This is a genomic window from Leptospira mayottensis 200901116 (assembly GCF_000306675.2).
Lineage (GTDB): Bacteria > Spirochaetota > Leptospiria > Leptospirales > Leptospiraceae > Leptospira > Leptospira mayottensis.
Genome location: NZ_CP024871.1, coordinates 1,847,501 through 1,866,272 on the forward strand (window position 1 = coordinate 1,847,501; position 18,772 = coordinate 1,866,272).

Below are 18,772 nucleotides of genomic sequence, written 5' to 3' on the forward strand. Positions count from 1 at the left end.
TTCTAAAAAGGCTTTAAAGAACGGAAGCTTACACAGAGGTAAGGGTTGTTCTCATTGTATGGGAACCGGACTTAAAGGAAGGACGGGAATTTACGAACTTTTGTTAGTGAATTCTCACATTAAACATGCGATCCTGCAAGGTAAGGATGCGGGGCAATTAAACGAGATCGCGCTTGAACATAATTTCCAAACTCTAAAAGACTACGGAATCAAAAAGGTAATCGACGGAGTAACTACGATCGACGAAGTCCTCAGAGTAACCTAATTTCATGGCCATTTATTCTTACGTTGCATTTAATAAAAAAGGAAAGGAGGAGAAGGGGATTGTAGATGCCGCTTCTCTCCAAGCCGCAAGATCCAAACTGAAAAACAAGGGTTTGTATGTCCGTAATATCTCCGAAGATTCCGAACGAAAAGACAGGGAACTTTTTCCATTTCTAGCAAAATACTTTTATAGAATCCCTCGCAAAGAAGTCGGGCTTTTTTCTAGGCAACTCGCCACGTTACTCGGTGCCGGAATCCCTTTGGATAAATCTCTTTCCAGTATCGTAGAACAAACGGAAAACCAAAATTTCAGAAAAGTTCTTACCGGAATGCAGGCAAATATCACGGAAGGTTCTTCTTTATCGGAAGCGATGAAAAAACATCCCGACGTGTTTCCCAGCCAGTTTCCGTCTCTTGTCGCAGTCGGTGAAAAAACAGGGGATTACGAAGCCACTTTGACTAGACTTGCCGAACTCGAAGAAAAATCGAGCGAACTCAAAGCAAAGGTTCAAGTAGCGATGGTATATCCGTTCATCATGGGTTCTTTATCCATTTTCGTTACGATCTTTTTATTAACGGTAGTTATTCCACAGATTCAAGAATTGTTTCTACAGTTCGACGCAAAACTTCCTTTGATCACTCGAATCGTAATCGGAGTTTCGGACATTCTGATCGGATTTTGGTGGCTTCTCCTTACCTTGGGTTTCGGCGCCGTTGTGAGTTTTATCTATTACAAAAACACTCCTAAGGGAAAACGGAATTGGGACGAGTTTGTATTGAAGATTCCGATTTTGGGTTCTCTTGCACGCAAAGTTCTCGTGAGTAGTTTTGCAAGAAACATCGGAATTCTTTTGAGTAACCGTGTTCCCTTGATTACTACACTGACCATCGTGGAAAAAATCGTGAATCATTCCATTTTCGGAGAAGAAATTAAAAATGCGGTAGAAAGAATCAAGGAAGGAGAGAAACTTTCCGCATCATTCAGCGGGTCCATAATTCTGCCTCAGATGGTGGTGGGTATGATCGCCGCCGGAGAAGTTTCAGACCGGGTTCCGGAAATGATGAATAAACTCGCGGACATTTACGATACCGAAGTAGATACCGCGATTAAAACAATGACACAATCCATGGAACCTTTGATGATTGTGGTTATGGGTCTTTTGATCGGAACGATTATGGCATCCATTATGGTCCCAATGTACAACTTGACGCAGCAACTTCAAAACATATAGCTTTAGATTAAGGAGAATTGAATTGAACCGATCCAAATTAAAAAGAAAATACAGAAAAGGTCTGACACTGATCGAACTCGCCGTTGTTGTGATCATTTTAGGTGCTCTGATTGCTCTTGTTTATTCCAACTTCCGTCCAGGTGAAATCAGCGATGATACCGCCGCCCTCAAACTAAAAAAAGACGCCTACGAACTTCAATCGCATCTTGAAAGATACGCGCAACGTTACGGTACTTATCCTTCCGACGACCAAGGTCTTGAAGCTTTGGTGGAAAAACCTACCACGGGAGATGTTCCTGAAGATTGGAAGCCCACACTGACTAAAAAGGCGGCGATCAATGATCCTTGGGGAACTCCTTATAAACTCAAAAGAGACGTGAATGGCGACATCCAATTTATAACCATGGGTAAGGATAAAAAAGAAGGCGGAGAGGGTAAAAATGCTGACTTTAACATCCTTAATGAAGACGAATATCCTTCCGACTTCCGCAGAAAGTAATCCTATCTTTCCTTTCCGGCTATGAAGTTACAAAGCATCCGGAAAGGATTTACTCTGATTGAGTTAATCGTTGTTATTGCGATACTTGCGGGATTAATTAGCATTCTCGCAAGTACCGCCGCGAATTTTATTATTCCTTCCGGAAGTGATGCGGCGCAAACTCTAAAACAAGCGGCCGAATTCTGTTATAAAAAGTCCATTCTCACGAATACCACGATGATATTGGAATTGGATATAGACAATGACACTTATACCGTCAAGAAATTGGTTCGAGACGAAAGTGGACTTAAGGAAGTCCTAATTTTTAAGCCTCAGAAACTTCCTTATACTTCCGAAATTATCGACATCACCGATATTCGAGGTTTTCGATATACGAAAGGAATCATCAAAGTTCCGTATACCTACCTCGGAATCTCAGCAGATTACAGCGTTCATTTAGGAAACGATCCTTCTATTTACAGAACCTTAATTCTTTATCGATATGGAGGGAAAGTTTCTGTATTGGAAGGAGAGCAGTTTCATACTTCTTCGAATTTGGTAACCGATAAAAATTGGAAAGACCAGGATGATAACGAACAGCAACAGCCGTAGTATTCTTTTCTCGAAACTTTCGATTCGTTGGATCCGAGAAGGTTTTAATTTGATCGAAGTTTCCATTGCTCTTGCGTTAGCCGGAATCGCGATGACATACACGTACATGGTTATCTCCAACGGAATCAGACAACAAAGAATGGCAGTTGTAATCTCGAACGCAGTTCATCTCGCTAAAATTAAAATGGCTCAGATTGATTCTGTGTCGGTACTTCAATCCGATAAAACTACGGGAGATATTCCAGGTTATCCCGGGTACAGTTTTGAAACGACAATCAATGAAGAAGAAATGGATCTTATGAAACTTGCCGGAAAAGAAAGCAAAAAACCGGAGGATTTGCTTGGTGGTCGGGATTCGGAGATGAATAAATTGATCATGAATAGATCAGGGCAAACAAATCAGGGAGCGGCTACTGTCGGAATCATTCGAGTTTTTAGAATTAAGGTTACGATCAAATATCCCACTGGAAATGGAATGGAATCTTACACGGCGGAAACGTTTAAGTCCGCGCAATATTAAGAGTTTAAAATGAAAATGAAGAATACCCACTTCAAACGAAACGGTTTTACACTGATCGAAATTTCAATCGTGGTGATGATTTTGGGCGTCATATTTGTCGGAATTTTTTCTACGTATTACACCTCTCTTAGAATTTCCAGAGAATCTTCTTCTTCAGGAGGAGCGGCAAAAAGGGATATTCTTCTTGCGATTGAAAATATTCGAAGTACGATCTCGATGACATATTTCCATCAAACTCAAAGGAGACTGATCTTTATTGGTAAAAACGAAGGAAGGGGAACCGATCGTAAAGATCGTTTGGATTTTGCGGCCACACATCCGAATTCGGAAGAGACTTCCATGCCGGAAGTGAGAGAAGTCTCTTTCTACTTAAAACCGATGCCGGATAACTCCGGTTATAATCTACTCATACGCAGAGAGGATGAAATGGTAGATCGTTACCCGAAATCTGGAGGGACAGAATATACTTTGCTGACTTACGTGAAAAGTTTTCAGCTCAGATATTCCAGAACTGGAACGAAATGGGAAGACGAATGGGATTCGAAACTTACCAAATCGATTCCAAGACTGATCCGAATCGAGCTGATCGTAAACTCGGGAAAAAAGGAGGTCCGTTATGAAACGCTCGCGTTTCCAGGAATTCTTTTTAAATAATATTCAAATTTTATTAAACTCGATTCGAAAGTTTACTTTTTTGAATATACGGAAGAAAGTTTCAAGTGTTTCTTTTACTTTTAAAATACGAATCTATTATAAAAACGGGTCGTCGTTGCTTTTACTACGACGGAACATTCGCAAATTCAAGAAAGGTTTTATGGTCGTGATCTTAGTGATGGCTATCGGTACTGCTTCCTTTTATACGGCTACGGAGTTCGGAGAACTTTCCTTGGGGGAATTGAGAGTCGCTCAAGCGAATGCTGACGGGTTCCGGGCGCTTCTTCTTGCAAAAGCGGGTTTCCAAGGGGCGTTAGGTGCACTTAAGAAAATTCCGGAAGAATATCTCTACAAAAGTGGAATTGCACTCAACCCTCCGCCTTTGCCGCTGGGAGGTGGGACCATATATTATAAAATCAGCTCCGAAGACGGAAAGATCAATCTGAATTCTCTCTTGAATCAGGATGATAATCAACAGAATTTACGTTCTGTAGAAATGCTTTCAAGACTTTTTGATCAATTCGGCATTAAACGGGAAAAACTCTTTCCGATCTTCGATTGGTTGGATACCGATCTTCAGGAAGTCGGCGGAGGCGCGGAAGATGGGTATTACTCCTCTCTAAAACCCCCTCGGAAGAATAAGAATTCTTTTATGTATTCTCTTTCAGAACTCGTTTCTGTAAAAGGATTCGATAGAGAAACGGTTTACGGTTCTCTAAAGCCAGCTGACTTTGATCAGAAATATTCCAAAGCGTTTCAGTCGGACGAGGAACGCGCACTGATCGGAGATAGCGATTTCGTTTTAGCGAATAACGTGACCGCGTATATCCCCTCCGGACAAAATTCAGATGATAGAATCAACTTGAACGGTGCGCCATACTTTGTTTTGATGTCTTTATCCGATTTTATGACTAAACAAGCTGCTATGAGAATTCTTAAATTCAAACTGGAACGTGGCGGTTTTATCAAAGAACTGAAGGACTTGGAAAAATTTCAAGAATTTCAAATTCCAACTGCAGGGGGGTTGACCCTTTATAAGGAGCTTGCAGGAGAAGGAACCGATGTTTCGGGGGGAAGGGTGAAAACCAAAGGAGAAATCTTTCGAATCGTAGCAGTAGGTCAAGTAAAGAATACGGTTCGCAGAATCACCAGTATTTTCGATCTGACGAATAATCAGATGCTTTATTATATGGAAGACTAAAAACAGATGTTTATTTACGATCAATTTCTTGCAATCGATTACGGAACGAGTACGATCAAAGGTGTACTGTTTCAAAAAGTTCTCGGTAAGTTAAACATTCTACGTTCCGAGATTATGAGTATCTCTCATGGAGAAGAGGACGAATACAAACACAATATTCTTCGTTTTATCAATTCCTACTTTCCTGGCGAAACGAGTATCGTTTTGAATCTTCCTTTGAATCGTCTTTTTGTAAGGGAATTTTCTATTCCTCTTACGACGGTAAAAGCGGTTCGGGAAGTGATTCCCTTTGAAGTGGAAAACAGAATTCCGTTTCCCATGGAAACCGTCGAGGTAACGGGGAATATATGGAGAATTGATCAGGAAAAATCGAACGTGATCGCGTATTCGGCGCACCACAGCGAATTGGATTTCATCACTGCACCGTTTCTCGGGAGCAATATTGTATTTAGAGGCTTGTTTGTGGATTCGGTCAGCCTTGCTTCCGTTATCTACGAACATTTGAATAAAGAGATCACTCATAAGAAATCTGTCCAAGTGGACATAGGCGGACGAGTTACCATCTTAAGTATTTTGAGCGAAGGAAAAGTCGCTCATACCAGATATATTTCCATGGGTGGGGACACTCTTACGGAACAAATTGCGTCCGATTTAAAAATTCCTTTTGAAAAAGCGGAAGCGATTCAATTTTCTCTTCAATTTGAACCGTTTGTTGGAGAAGGGGTTGATCTCAATTTGTTCGCGAAGGAATTTAAACTCAAAGCAATCGATATCAAAAAGGCATTTCAAAGTGCCGTAAAGTTCGCGGAAAAACTTTCATCTGAAATTAACAGAAGTATCGTGTCGATGAACGAGGCTGAAAGACCGGAAGTTTTATATCTTTCGGGCGGGGGAAGTAAGATTCGAGGAATTGAGTCCTTTTTCGGAGATTCTCTGGGGCTCATCATTCGTAGGTATGATTTCCTTTCTTTGAACGGGGATACCTTCTCGACTTGTTTGGGAATGGGTTATCATTTCGGATTTCCGAAAAAAGATAAGGTCGATTTTATAGACACCCCCCACGTTAAGCGAATCAATAAGAACATTCTAAACTTAGATCAGTTCAGACCACATTTGATTTTTTCGGGAATTTCTTTGTTCATTCTAATCACGGTTTTTTTTGTAGGAATCGTAGTCGACAAACGAAAACTCAGTGCAGGCGATAAGATGCTTGCCGAAAAATTTCAGAAAAGTTTTGGCAGACCTGCTCCCGAAGATGTAGATATATTAGAATATGCCACTAAACTCAAAAACGAAGAGAAGAAAAAAACTGAGATTTATAGATTATACTTAAGTAAACCTAGTATTCTTGACATTCTATTCGAATTGTCCATAAACTTTCCTTCCTCTGATATGCAGCCGTTTCAGTTGGATCAATTCGATTACGATCAAGATCTCGTCAAGATCGGAGGAAAAGTAAACGAGTTCAGCGAAATAGGAGTTGTACAAAGATCTTTGGAAAAGTCCCCAATGTTTAAAGATATAGAGATTGTTGACAAAAAATTGATGCAAGGCGTTAAAAATTATAAAGTGTCTTTTATCATTAAGATGAAAGTCGTCAATAAACCAGTTTCTCCGGAGGAATCGTTTTAGGATCGCCATGCTCGATAAATTAGAACCCAGAGAAAGACTGATCGTATTTGGAGGAATCGGGGCGATTCTTTTGTTAATTGTGTTTTTGGCGATTCGTAAAGTGGTAACTCTTCGTCAGGGATTAACAGAAAGAGTTCAGGATTCGAGAACCGCCCCCGTAAAACTGGATAAGATTATCCAGGAGTTTAACGATTTCAAGTCTTTGGATTCTTCCGGAGGGGAGACCGACGTAAGTGCCCTTTATGCGAAATTGGATGAGATTTTTATACGATACGGATTGAAAGAAAAAATTTCTACGATGAAAGATTCCAATTCGATCGAAGATAAGAAATACAATCGGATCACGATTGATATCAATTTCCGATCAGTTACCTTGGACAATATCTTTCGCCTCATCTATGATATAGAAAAGAACAAGATGATTAACGCTAGAGTGGAATACTTGAATTTTAAAAAGCCGTTTTTAGGAAAGGAAGTTTATGATGTAAATTTGAAACTTTCTACCTACAGTCGTGTTGTGGTGGACGCAAAACGATGAAAAAAGAAAAAGAATTCCAGGAAGAAACGGCACTTACTCCCGAAGAAGAGGAATTTTTGACTCTTGAACTTCAGGAAGAAGAGGAGGGGGAAACGGTCTCTCGTTTTACGCTCAAACAGAAACTGATTCTTATTGGAACAGGTCTGTTCTCATTTCTCATTTTTACCGTTTGGCTTTTCCCTTTAGACGAGGTCGTTCGCAGTTCCTTACAGTCCTCTTCCGTTAAAACGGGAACGATCATCAATTTCAGGGATTTGAGTATTTCGATTTTGGGAAATGTAACTTTGGATACCTTAGAAATCACCACACCTTCCAATCTTAAAATCAAAACGGAAGAAGCAGTTCTGAAAACTTCCCTCTTAGGTTTGATTAAAAAAAAGTTCAACGGAAAATTTAAACTGATTTCCTTAAAAATCGACACTGAAAATGGACCCTTGGCGAAGATCCGTAGCTTTGAAGGCCAGGGAAAATTTGATAATTTAGACCAAGGTTTTTCGAGGATGAGTGGCACCCTGGATTTGGAAATTCCGGCCGGATCTTCTTCAGGTATGATTCAGGAGCTTCCTGAAATTCCTCTTCTAGGGGAACTGAAAAATATCACGATTAAAAAGTTTCTGACAAAAGTGAACCTTCAGAGCGGAAACCTCATTTTCAACGATTTTACATTAGACACATCGATCGCGCGTTTTGATATCACGGGAAATATTCGTCTATCGGAGAACATGTCCTTTTCTCAGTTGAATCTTAGAATTTGTTTGGAATTGGATCGCAACTTTGCGTTGGAAAGACAAGATATCCAGGACATGTTGACTCTCTTGGAAAAACAAAATGGAAGTAAGTGTATCCCAGTTATGGGAACCGTCAATAAACCGGAAGTGAAAATTCCGGGAATATCTGGACCTTTAGCTCCTGGGAATCCTTAGATTTTTTCCACATCCTATAAATCAGTTTTCGTTGAAACTTTCAATGAAAGCATTTTTAATTAGTGCATTGGTGTTTTAAAACTCTGATATTTAGAATTTATTTTGAAGTCGTTTCATTTTACAATTGATGCGGATCCAAGCTTTGTAAGCAAACAAAGACACGATGTAAAATGAAAGAGACAATCGCAAGTATTTTAAGATTCTCCTTTTGATATCAGTGTTATGTGGTTCAAACCCACTTCACTTAGGCAGAACGTCTTAATATTCCTCGGAAGCAATCTCCCGAGAGAACCAAACAAAAGTATATATTTAGACAAAATGGCGCCCCTTCTGGGCTTGAAAAGCGTGGGTTAGATGCAAGAGCATTTACCACAAAACAAGAAAACCAACAGAAGGAACGTAATGAAAAGAAAAATATATGTAGGAATGGATGTCCACAAAGAAACGATTAGAATTGCGTGTTTAACGAACAATACAAAGGAAATAGTAAAAGAACAGCAGATAAAACATAATGAGGTTCAGATCAAAAAGTTCGTCAATAAACTAAAATCAGAATGGAACGAGATACATAGTTGTTACGAGGCGGGAGTAACGGGTTATCCACTTTACAGATGTCTAAAGTCTTTGGGAGTAAACTGTATCCTTGTAGCACCAGGAAAGATACCAAGACAAAGTTCGGATAAGATCAAAACGGATAAGAGAGATGCAATCAAATTAGCAAAATTATTGCGAAGCGGAGAATTAGAATCGATTCATGTACCGAGTGAAGAGGACGAAGCGGTAAGAGATTATCTGAGATCCCGTGACAGCCTTCGTTTGGATTTAGGAAGGAATCGTCAGAGGTTAATGAAATTCTTATTAAGAAAGGGTATAACTTACTCAGCAACAAAGTATTGGACAGTCAGTCATAACAAATGGTTGAACAATCTACAGTTTAACAACGAGATCCTTCAAGAGACGTTTAACGACTATTATAGTCGGGTAAGAGTTCAAGAAGAGAATTTAAAAGCGATGGATAAGAGGATACAAGAGATAGCGGAAAGTGAACCGTATCGAGAGAAAGTAGGAATATTAAGATGTTTCCGAGGAGTGGATTATCTAACCGCAATGTTTTTACTTTGTGAGGTTTGTGACTTCAAACGATTCAAAACAGCCGGTTCGTTCATGAGTTTTCTTGGACTTGTTCCGGGAGAATATTCCAGCGGTTCCAAAAGAAAACAAACAGGGATAACAAAAACTGGAAGTCCCAGACTTCGAAGAATATTGACAGAAGCAGCTTGGCAACATCGTTTCCCTGGAACAGGAAGTAAGATTGTAACCGCACGTAGATCGGGACAACCTGCGTTAGTTGTTGCTTTGGCGGAAAAAGCATCTCTCAGATTACACAAAAAGTTTCGTAATCTACAGCAAAGAGGAAAAACTCCTCAGGTAATGATAACGGCAGTTTCAAGAGAGTTATCCGGATTTCTTTGGGCGGCGATGAATCGAGAGTGTCGGCTTGATTGTGTAAATGACTTGTGGATTAACCAAAAGTAATAAGGATAAAAACGACAGGAACAAACCAAAAAATCGATCAAAAGATAATACTCGACGAGTTAATGAGACCAGAGGAATGTTCTTTCAATCAAAAGTCCGTTTTCTCCCCAATCTTTGGGATGGAAACTGATTCAGAAAGGGCTTATTTCTAAGAGCGAAGTAGATAATTTATTTCGTGCGGTGGGGATGGACCAACTTTCGAACATATGCGGTTATCCTTGGGCCTTACTGGATTGTCAATGAGATAGAAGGTCGTTTTTAGAACAACAATTGATCGCGGGGATACAAGATTCTCGCGATCTTAGGTTTGTTGTATTTGTAGAAAAGACACGAATTTAAGAATCTCGGCTTTAAAGAATTTCTTGGCTTTCCCAAAGAGATTCCCGTAAAAATGAATTTAGAGATCAATTGGAGTGTTTGAAATCTTGATAGATTTGTAGTTCGGGAAAAAGGAAATTGGAACGGTCTCTAATCTGCTGGTATAAATTGCATATGAAAAATAGGTCGGTAGAGTTCTTTGACAATTTCATGATAAAAGGCAAGTGTACTGACCCGTTATGAAAAAGAAGATGGTGAAATATAAAAAACTAAAAGTTTGTCCCTATACAATTCAAAGAGGAAATTCGTTACAATTGTAGTTCAAGAGAACTTTTAGGAAAAATTCTTAACAAAAACGTTGTAGTACTTTTGAAATGAGTTCCAAACTTGACTATTCCTATAAAAGCTTGAGCACATCACTCAAACTTTTATAGAATTTTTGTTCCTCTCTAAATGCAACGAATGGTTATATCTGTAATCTTTGAACAAAGAAAACAAACCCCGTAATTCGATTAAGAACATCCGGTAGTAGCCCCGCAGGACATACATTTCAAACAAGATCCGTTACGCACCATTTCAAAAGAACCACATTCCGAGCAAGAGTCGCCGGTATAACCTTTGATCTTGGCGAGTTTGATTTCTTCTAAGAGAGCGAGAGAAGTCGTGGATCTTTCCTTAGAAATCATTTGTGAATAGGAAATCGTTTCCACTTCTTTTTTCGGAACGGGTTCTGTCGTTATAGTTGTGAAATTGATAGCTTCCTGGGTACTTGATTCAGCGGTAGCTCGTTTGGAACCGATTTCGTCTCCTCTCAAATCTTCCGGAGCCACTTGTCCAAGATCGTATCTTCCTAGATAAGTAATTGCCAATTCCCTGAAGATATAATCAATTACAGATGTACTCATCTTGATGTGTTTATTTCCGGAAACAATACCGTTCGGTTCAAATTTGAAGAAAGTAAATGCATCCACATATTCTTCCAAAGGAACACCGTGTTGTAATCCCAAGGAAACTGAAATCGCAAATGCGTTCATCAAACTTCTAAACGCAGCTCCTTCCTTGTGCATATCGATAAAAATCTCACCGATTTGACCGTCTTCATATTCACCCGTTCTAAGATATACCTTATGTCCGCCTACGATCGCTTTTTGAGTATATCCCGCCCTACGACTCGGAAGTTTTCTTCTATGAGAAATATATTTTGTGATTACTTTCTCAGCGATCTGAACCGGATCTTTGGAAATCATAGCTTCCCTGATTTCGTCTTGATCATCCACTTCAATTCCATTCAAAAGTTCTAATACAGAATTGAGAGGTTGAGAAAGTTTGGATCCGTCTCTATAGAGGGCATTCGCTTTGATCATCATTTTCCAAGAGAGAAAATAAGCGTTTTTGATATCCTCTATGGTTGCGTCTTCTGGAAGGTTAATCGTTTTAGAAATTGCGCCGCTAATAAAAGGTTGAGCCGCCGCCATGATGTGTATGTGAGATTCGTAGGAGAGAAATCTTTTTCCGTATTTTCCGCATTTGTTAGCACAGTCGAATACGGGATAATCCTTTTCTTTTAAGAACGGAGCGTTTTCGACCGTCATTGTTCCGCAGACGTAGTCGTTCGCTTTGTTGATTTCCTCTTTAGTAAAGCCTAGATGTTCCAAAACAGAAAAGCCTGGAGCATTGAAAACTTCCTTCCCAATTCCCAGGTTTTTGATTAGGAAGTTTTCTCCCAAATTAAACTTATTGAATGCAAAGTTGATATCGAATGCAAGAGGAAGGGAGGCTTCCACTTTCTCAAGAATTTCGTTTGTAAAACCCTTTTCCTTTAAAGTTTGCGTATTGATTACGGGAGCTCCGTTCAAGGTCGCATGACCTTTGCAATAATTTACGATCGCTTCAATTTCAGAAGTAGAATAACCTAATTTTTTCAAACCGTAAGGAACGGATTGATTGATGATTTTGAAATAACCACCGCCTGCAAGTTTTTTGAATTTCACAAGGGCAAAATCAGGTTCAATTCCCGTGGTATCGCAATCCATCACGAGTCCGATGGTTCCAGTAGGAGCAATTACTGTAACTTGTGCGTTTCTAAATCCGTGTTTTTCGCCTAGTTCTAGTGCCAAGTCTGCGTCTTCTTGTGCCGCTTTAAGTAAGTAAGAAGGGCAAAACGCGGGATTGATTCCTACGGGAGTAATCGTTAAATTTTCGTAGTCCCCAGAAGGAGCATTGTAAGCGGCTCTCCTATGATTGCGAATTACGCGAAGCATATGTTTTTTATTTTTCGCATAGCCCGTAAATGGACCTTGTTCTTTAGCCATCTCTGCAGAAGTCGCATAAGCGGTCATGTGCATGATGGAAGAAATGGCGCCGGTGATTGCCATCGCTTCTTGAGAGTCGTAAGGAATACCTAGGATCATCAAAACAGAACCTAGATTCGCATAACCAAGACCTAACGTACGAAACTTAAAAGAAAGCTCCGCAATTTCCTTGGAAGGAAACTGTGCCATGGTCACTGAAATTTCAAGAATGATAGTCCAGAGTCTACAAAGATAACGAAAACCTTCCACATCAAAGTTGAGAGTTTCCAGGTTTACGAATTTTTGCAAATTTGCGGATGCGAGATTGCAGGCAGTGTTATCCAAGAACATATATTCGGAACAGGGATTTGAAGCGTTGATTGAACCGTCTTCCGGACAAGTATGCCATTCATTGATGGTGGTATGATATTGGGTTCCAGGGTCTGCACTTGCCCAAGCCGCATAAGAAATTTTTTCCCAGAGTTCGCGGGCGCGTAAGGTTTGAGAAGGCTTCGCTTTGCGTCCCTCTAACTTTGCTTTTTCTTTTTCGGTTCTAAAATAAAGATTCCAAGGTTGGTCTTGTTCCACCGCGGTCATAAATTCGTTCGCAAGACGGACGGAGTTATTGCTATTCTGACCGGACACCGTGTTGTAAGCATCAGATTGCCAATCAGTGGTCAATTCCTCAAAAAGAATTTCCTTATATCCCTGTTTGGCAAGGTCGATTACTCGTTTGATGTAATTATCGGGAATGAGAACCTTCTTTGCTTCGAGGATGTTTTTTTTTAAGGAGGAATTTTTTTTCGGATCGAAACGATCTCCTCCTTCCATCTCGTAACAAGCGGACATGATTGCGTTAAGATGACGATTGTTCAGTATAGAGCCAGTTACGAGGGAAGCCACTTTCTTTTCTTCGGTCACTTTCCAATCAATGAAACTTTCAATATCAGGGTGATCCACATCAAGACAAACCATCTTTGCGGCACGACGAGTTGTTCCACCGGATTTGATCGCACCAGCTGCACGGTCACCGATCTTTAAGAAACTCATCAGACCGGAACTTTTTCCACCCCCGGAAAGAGGTTCGTTTTCTCCTCTTAAATGAGAGAAATTGGTTCCCGTCCCGGAACCATATTTAAACAGACGTGCTTCCCTTACCCAAAGATCCATGATCCCGCCGTCATTAACGAGATCGTCATCCACACTTTGTATAAAACAAGCGTGAGGCTGAGGATGTTCGTATGCGGAAGTCGACTTTACAAGTTTGCCGGTGACTGGATCCACATAATAATGACCTTGAGATTTTCCGTCGATTCCATATGCCCAGTTTAAACCGGTATTGAACCATTGTGGAGAATTTGGAGCCGCCATCTGAGTCCCAAGCATAAAAACGATTTCATCATAAAAAACTTTAGCACTTTCTTCATCGGAGAAATATTTATATTTGTATCCCCAATATGTCCAACAACCTGCAAGTCTGTGAAAGACTTGAAGTGCACTGGTTTCTCCGCCAAAACGATCTTCCGGTTTTAGAGATTCTAATTTTTCCGTATCTGGAACCGATTTTTGCAACCACTCCGGAATTCCATCTTCCTGTACTTTTTTTAGATATTTTGGAACACCTTTTCTTCGAAAATACTTCTGTGCCAAAATATCAACGGCAACTTGGGACCAATCTTCCGGAACGAGAATATCATTTGCTTCGAAAACTCTGGATCCATCTGGATTGGTAATTTTTGAATTTCGTTTTACCCACCGAATTGTAGGGGATTCTCCATTTCGAGGGACGGTAAAATGCCGGTTTATCTTCATATTTTTTTTTTGACTCCATAACACTCATAAAAAGGGATTATGTCACTCTAAGAAAGAGGAAAAATGATCCAAAGCGTTTTTTGGCTCTCGCATTTTTAAAAATTTAAAATTTTTCCTCTGAAAAGTTAGAAAAACATACTCCAATGAGACAAATTGAGATTGCGCTCTTGCCCCTTTTTGAAAATATAGGTTGCACTACCGAAGATACTCCCCTTTAGCTCAGTCGGTAGAGCAAGTGACTGTTAATCACTGGGTCGCTGGTTCGAGCCCAGCAGGGGGAGCCAATTTTCTATCCCTTTTTCCAATTTTGAATTCTTTTTCGGTTCTTGTTAGACCACCACTAACAAGATAGAACGACAAAAACGCAATTTTTGTATAAAATCTTTGGTAAGATTCTAACTTCTTTATGTTCTAAATTCGAGTGAAATAGTTCAACTCTGTCGTCCCCAAACCTCAGAATGTAGGAATTCTTACGAAAGTTTAACAACAATAAAGAGTTTATTCAAAAGTCCATAAACTCAAAAGGACATAATCTGTAAGAACTCCTACGTTTTATATTATAAATTTACCTGAATGATTGTAACTGATTTTGGGGACGGCTCTTAAGAAAATAAAGGATACTTTTTCTAAGAGTAGGGGTTAATAATCAAAAAAGGAAAATGAACAAAAATAAAATTGAAGAGAATGAAAAAAAATGCAGCTGTTATTAGTCACAATAGTGCTACAGATTCAATGTAATTTTTCCGGAAGATTAAAAGAGATCTTCTTCTAAAGCAGAATCGGAGGAAGTTTGGGATGTCGTTTTGGATTCTGCTCGAAAACCGGTTTTGTTTGTCTTTTTCGATTCGTCTTTGGTAAGGGCTTCTATCTTTCCTTCTGCAGAATCCAAAATTCCACGGCAGATTTTTTTGAGTTCCATCCCTCTTTCATACGCCTTGAGGGATTCTTCCAGACTGAAGTCTTGACGCTCCAATTTTTCCGCGATTTGTTCGAGCTCAACCAGAGCATCTTCGAATGAAATTTTTGATCTTGCTTCCGCCATTCTTATTTTCCTTTTCTGATCACTTGTATCGTTCCACCTGAAAGTAAAACTTGTAGTTCTTCTTCCGGCTTTGTTTCTTCCGGAGATCGTATGATTTTTCCTTTTTGGTTCCTAAGAATCGAATATCCACGTTTCATTGTGGCTGGTGGAGAAAGATCTTCCACCTTCGTAGTCCAAAATTCTGCCCTTTGCTTTTTATGAAAAAAGATATTCCGCATCCTGGATGTAAGATCTTCGTATCGCTCCAATCGAACTCGGGCCAGACCCACTTTGTTGAATACAGCCTTTTGTAAACGAATTCCGATTTCATCCACTCTTTGGTTTCTCTGATTGAGAAGTTGCATTGGTTCTTTAAAGATAAACTTTCCGGACAAAAGTCTGAGTTTATCTTTGCTGGATGAAATTCTTGCAAGCAGGGAGGTTTTCAACCTTCCTGCCAATTGGGTTAAGAATTGAAGCACATCTTCTTCTTTAGGAACCGCATATTCTGCCGCCGCGGTGGGGGTCGGGGTAGAATAGTCCGCCGCAAAGTCGCTTAATAAAACGTCGGTTTGATGGCCCACTGCGGAGATGATAGGAACTCTGGAATTTGCATAAGCCCGAACCACCTTTTCTTCGTTAAACGCCATTAAGTCTTCGAAACTACCTCCTCCTCTACCTGCTATGATTACGTCAACCCCCCAACTGGGGTGATTCAGTTCTTCGATCGCGGCAACGATCGAGTCCGGGGCTTCCTCTCCTTGAACGAAACAAGGAGAGATGAGAATGTTAATTCCCGGAAAACGGGAACGGGCAATTTTGATAATATCTTCTATTGCCGCGCCGGAGGGAGAAGTTGCAATTCCGAGAGTTTTCGGAAAAGACGGGATTCTTCTTTTTCGTTCCGGATCAAAGATCCCTTCGGCCGCGAGCTTCTGTTTGAGTTTTTCGATTTGAAGTAGAATATCCCCTTGTCCCAATTCTTCCACTCGAGTCACATTGAGATTGTAAGAACCTCCGGCTTCGTAGAGTGTAACCGTTCCATAGACCTGAACTTCCTTTCCATCGGAGAGAGGCTTTCCAGAATAATTCTTGTTCGAGTAGTTGAAAAAAGTGCATCGCATCAGTGAACTTGAATCTTTAAGGGAGAAATAAATATGCCCCGAACTAGCTTTGCTATAATTGGAAATTTCTCCTCGAACCCAGATATTCTTTAAATCTTTGGATCCTGTGATTAGGTTTTTAAGGACTCTCGTGACTTCCGAAACTGTAAGTGGTTTGGAATCTTCCAATGTTTACTACCGATGTCCCTTGCTCAAGATTAATTCCTTACGATATAATTTCCAAAAATCCCAAAGAATAACAACTAACGTGACTACGACCGGACCCAGCACTAATCCCATGATTCCGAATTCTTTGATTCCTCCGATCAACGACAGAAAGATCAGAAGTGGATGTGCCTGCAATTTTTTATCGAGCATTCTTGGTTTTACGAAATTTTCCAAAGCGAGATAAAAGAACAGAGCATTCCCCATAAAAAAGAAAGCCATCATCGGATTATTTTCCAAAAAGAGGATGTAAAGTCCGATTGGAAGCCAAACCACGGAAGTTCCTACAACCGGAATGATGGAAAAGAATGAAGCTAAACTTGCGTATAGAAACGGGCTCGAAATTCCCGCGATCAGAAGAAGAATATAAACAGCCGCTCCTTGCAGGATCGATATAATAAGATTTCCTCGGATTACAGTTTGAACCGCGGAAGTTACTTTTCTTCCAACCTGTTCTTCCAACTGTTTGGAAAAGGGAAGATTATCCAAAATGAATCGTTCAACTTTTTTTCCGTCTTGATAAAGAAAAAATAATACTAAAAGTGCGAAGAATAGATTCATCAAAATTCCGGTCGGTAGTTCTATGTTTCCTAAAATAAAAGAAGACGCGTTACTCAGAATTCCGTAGATGCTGTCCAAGTTGAGAATATCCACGTAATTCTCCGCAAATTCTCCGTAGATTTCGGGAACTTTTACCCAAAAGAACTCGTTGTCCGTGATAAAATCCGTAAGCATTGCAAAGTTCATCAGGGTTTCGATAATTTTATCTTCGCTTAACGAAATTCTCAGTTTAAAAAGAATGGAAAGAGTTTCTCCGATCAACGTACGAATTACGAAGTAGGATGGAACGAGTACGATCATAGAAACGAGGGAAATCATAATCCAAGGAACAAGCCACTGAAACTTCTCTCCTAGATATTCTTTTAATAATTTATGCGGTCTTCGAGTTGCGAGATACAAAATCAGAGCCATCAAAGAGGAATAGAAATAGGGTCTAAATACCAAAAAGAAAATTCCAATCGTAAAGATGAATAGGACCGAAAAAAAGATGAGAAACGTATATTTTCCAGGTTCGGGGTTTATATGAATTGGTTCCATGATTGATCAACTTCCCGAATTTTTATAAAAGAGTTTAATTTTGCTTCCGTTATTCGCGGTTTCAATTTGAATCGTAACGACTTTTTTATTTTGACTTTCAACCATAATCACTGTTTTTGTATCTGTGATTTCTTCCTGTAAAACTTTCCAGTAAAGCGATTTAAAAATAGACGAGTAGTAGATTTCCATCTGCTTCTTTTTAAATGCGTGAGTAAATAGAAGAAAAGATTCTCTCGTATCGAAATATCCTCGTTCTGATTTGAGTTCCGTGGAGTAAATCAGATCGGAACCTTCCGGAACGAATTCGATCGGAAGCGATCTAGGGTTTCGGACCGGATTGTTCTGCAACGTAAGTTTATTGTAACGATAAAGTTCCGTTTTTTTCGAATTTTGAGTATCTCCGAACACGGACCCGGTAAAAAAATAAAACCAAAAAATTGTGGTAATGCATGTTTTCCAAACGTTTGGGAACGTTAGAAAGAAAAACAGCGACTTTTTCGGGGAAGAAAACTTTTGGCCGGAGATAAAACGATACAAAGATTGAAAAAGAATAGGGTTCACTTTTTTTACTTGAACCCTACGCTGGATCATTGACAATTCTTTTATTCTGACTTCATGACTTTTCAGGAAACTTTAATCCAAATTCTAAACCGTTTCTCCGAAACGAACCCGATTTTCCTCTGGTTCTTTTTTGCATTTTCCAATTTCGTAGAAAACGTTTTTCCTCCTTGGCCGGGAGATACGATCACTGTGTTCGGGGGATTTTTGGTCGCGAGAAATCTCGATTCATTCGGCTGGCCGGAATTGATTACAAGCACCTTAGCGGGAAATTTACTGGGGGCCTGGGTCATGTATCGTTTCGGACAAATCTTTCTACACTGGGTCAAGGAAAAAGAATTTCCGTTTAAGAATTCTCTTTACGATGAAAAATCCATTGAAAAAACCTTATCTTGGTTTCAGAAGAATTCCGTTTTAGTCGTTTTGTTTAGCCGGTTCTCAGCGGGAATCCGGTTTTTTGTTTCGATCGTCGCGGGAATAGTGAAGATGAATTCAATCCTTTTTTTCGGATGTTTTGGCGTGGCTGTTATTCTTTGGTGTGGAAGTTTAATCGTTTCCGGTTTTTATTTGGGCTCTCATTGGGAATACGTTTTGGGTTTTTTAGAAATTTATAATAGAATCGTCATTGCGTTGATTGTTCTCATTGCGATTTTGTTTTACTGGCATCGAAAACGAAAAACGGTTACAATGAACTGATAAAGAGGTTTTTATTTTTTACGGGTCCTTTCCTCTTTGGAATTCGTGAAGCAGTTACAT

Annotated in this window: 17 protein-coding genes and 1 tRNA gene (1 of these 18 only partly in view); 13 read left to right on the top strand and 5 right to left on the bottom strand. The window is 39.8% G+C overall.

What is annotated here, in order from left to right:
- The 11 genes from gspE to LEP1GSC190_RS08340 all read left to right on the top strand — a co-directional run.
- Window positions 1-265: the 3' end of a type II secretion system ATPase GspE gene (gspE, locus tag LEP1GSC190_RS08290; RefSeq protein ID WP_002761169.1), read on the top strand. Its footprint begins 1,409 nt before the window's first position; only the last 265 of its 1,674 coding nucleotides appear in the window; the start codon falls outside the window, past its left edge; it ends in the stop codon at window positions 263-265.
- A 4-nt stretch (window positions 266-269) separates the two neighbouring features.
- A complete protein-coding gene (locus LEP1GSC190_RS08295; RefSeq protein ID WP_002761123.1) occupies window positions 270-1,496 on the top strand; it encodes a type II secretion system F family protein in 1,227 nt (408 codons plus the stop codon).
- A 22-nt stretch (window positions 1,497-1,518) separates the two neighbouring features.
- Entirely contained in the window at window positions 1,519-1,995 is a 477-nt protein-coding gene (gene gspG, locus LEP1GSC190_RS08300) for a type II secretion system major pseudopilin GspG (protein WP_002761028.1), read from the top strand.
- Between the two features lie 21 nt (window positions 1,996-2,016).
- Complete coding sequence (locus tag LEP1GSC190_RS08305) at window positions 2,017-2,586, top strand: pilus assembly FimT family protein (RefSeq protein ID WP_002760999.1); 570 nt, start codon at window positions 2,017-2,019, stop codon at window positions 2,584-2,586.
- Window positions 2,561-3,106: a prepilin-type N-terminal cleavage/methylation domain-containing protein gene (locus LEP1GSC190_RS08310; RefSeq protein ID WP_002761145.1), complete on the top strand. Its 546-nt coding sequence runs from the start codon at window positions 2,561-2,563 to the stop codon at window positions 3,104-3,106. The genes LEP1GSC190_RS08305 and LEP1GSC190_RS08310 overlap by 26 nt, the downstream gene beginning before the upstream one ends.
- Before the next feature lie 9 nt (window positions 3,107-3,115).
- The gene (locus LEP1GSC190_RS08315; RefSeq protein ID WP_002761135.1) at window positions 3,116-3,760 is read left to right on the top strand and encodes a type II secretion system protein GspJ; all 645 of its coding nucleotides are present in this window, start codon (window positions 3,116-3,118) and stop codon (window positions 3,758-3,760) included.
- Complete coding sequence (locus LEP1GSC190_RS08320; protein WP_161601966.1) at window positions 3,723-4,961, top strand: type II secretion system minor pseudopilin; 1,239 nt, start codon at window positions 3,723-3,725, stop codon at window positions 4,959-4,961. The genes LEP1GSC190_RS08315 and LEP1GSC190_RS08320 overlap by 38 nt, the downstream gene beginning before the upstream one ends.
- A 6-nt stretch (window positions 4,962-4,967) precedes the next feature.
- Window positions 4,968-6,593: a cell division protein FtsA gene (locus LEP1GSC190_RS08325; RefSeq protein ID WP_002761084.1), complete on the top strand. Its 1,626-nt coding sequence runs from the start codon at window positions 4,968-4,970 to the stop codon at window positions 6,591-6,593.
- A gap of 7 nt (window positions 6,594-6,600) precedes the next feature.
- Window positions 6,601-7,131, top strand: a complete 531-nt coding sequence (locus tag LEP1GSC190_RS08330) for a hypothetical protein (RefSeq protein ID WP_002760993.1) — start codon at window positions 6,601-6,603, stop codon at window positions 7,129-7,131.
- Window positions 7,128-8,054 (top strand): type II secretion system protein GspN, encoded by a 927-nt coding sequence (gene gspN / locus LEP1GSC190_RS08335; protein WP_002761025.1) that lies wholly within the window; start codon window positions 7,128-7,130, stop codon window positions 8,052-8,054. The genes LEP1GSC190_RS08330 and gspN overlap by 4 nt, the downstream gene beginning before the upstream one ends.
- Before the next feature lie 402 nt (window positions 8,055-8,456).
- The gene (locus LEP1GSC190_RS08340) at window positions 8,457-9,590 is read left to right on the top strand and encodes an IS110 family RNA-guided transposase (protein ID WP_004280523.1); all 1,134 of its coding nucleotides are present in this window, start codon (window positions 8,457-8,459) and stop codon (window positions 9,588-9,590) included.
- 830 nt (window positions 9,591-10,420) lie between these two features.
- On the opposite strand, the gene LEP1GSC190_RS08345 is transcribed toward LEP1GSC190_RS08340, so the two are convergent.
- Window positions 10,421-14,011 (bottom strand): vitamin B12-dependent ribonucleotide reductase, encoded by a 3,591-nt coding sequence (locus LEP1GSC190_RS08345; RefSeq protein ID WP_004280893.1) that lies wholly within the window; start codon window positions 14,009-14,011, stop codon window positions 10,421-10,423.
- Between the two features lie 208 nt (window positions 14,012-14,219).
- Here LEP1GSC190_RS08345 and LEP1GSC190_RS08350 point away from each other — a divergent pair.
- Window positions 14,220-14,295: transfer RNA gene (locus LEP1GSC190_RS08350), tRNA-Asn, on the top strand.
- A 467-nt stretch (window positions 14,296-14,762) separates the two neighbouring features.
- Here the strand turns inward: LEP1GSC190_RS08350 and LEP1GSC190_RS08355 are convergent.
- Genes LEP1GSC190_RS08355 through LEP1GSC190_RS08370 form a run of 4 tightly spaced genes read right to left on the bottom strand, consistent with a single transcriptional unit; the run spans window position 14,763 to window position 18,085 of the window.
- On the bottom strand, window positions 14,763-15,053 hold the full coding sequence (locus LEP1GSC190_RS08355; RefSeq protein WP_002761741.1) for an exodeoxyribonuclease VII small subunit: 291 nt from the start codon (window positions 15,051-15,053) through the stop codon (window positions 14,763-14,765).
- A gap of 2 nt (window positions 15,054-15,055) precedes the next feature.
- Window positions 15,056-16,324 carry an exodeoxyribonuclease VII large subunit gene (gene xseA, locus LEP1GSC190_RS08360; RefSeq protein ID WP_002761701.1) on the bottom strand — a complete coding sequence of 423 codons (1,269 nt, stop codon included), beginning with the start codon at window positions 16,322-16,324 and terminating at the stop codon, window positions 15,056-15,058.
- A 6-nt stretch (window positions 16,325-16,330) separates the two neighbouring features.
- Window positions 16,331-17,461, bottom strand: a complete 1,131-nt coding sequence (locus tag LEP1GSC190_RS08365) for an AI-2E family transporter (RefSeq protein ID WP_086004790.1) — start codon at window positions 17,459-17,461, stop codon at window positions 16,331-16,333.
- Between the two features lie 3 nt (window positions 17,462-17,464).
- Window positions 17,465-18,085 (bottom strand): hypothetical protein, encoded by a 621-nt coding sequence (locus tag LEP1GSC190_RS08370; RefSeq protein WP_173380567.1) that lies wholly within the window; start codon window positions 18,083-18,085, stop codon window positions 17,465-17,467.
- On the opposite strand from LEP1GSC190_RS08370, the gene LEP1GSC190_RS08375 reads away from it, so the two are divergent.
- Window positions 18,074-18,712 carry a DedA family protein gene (locus LEP1GSC190_RS08375; RefSeq protein ID WP_004280172.1) on the top strand — a complete coding sequence of 213 codons (639 nt, stop codon included), beginning with the start codon at window positions 18,074-18,076 and terminating at the stop codon, window positions 18,710-18,712. The two genes, LEP1GSC190_RS08370 and LEP1GSC190_RS08375, sit on opposite strands and share 12 nt — an antisense overlap.
- Window positions 18,713-18,772 lie beyond the last annotated feature (60 nt).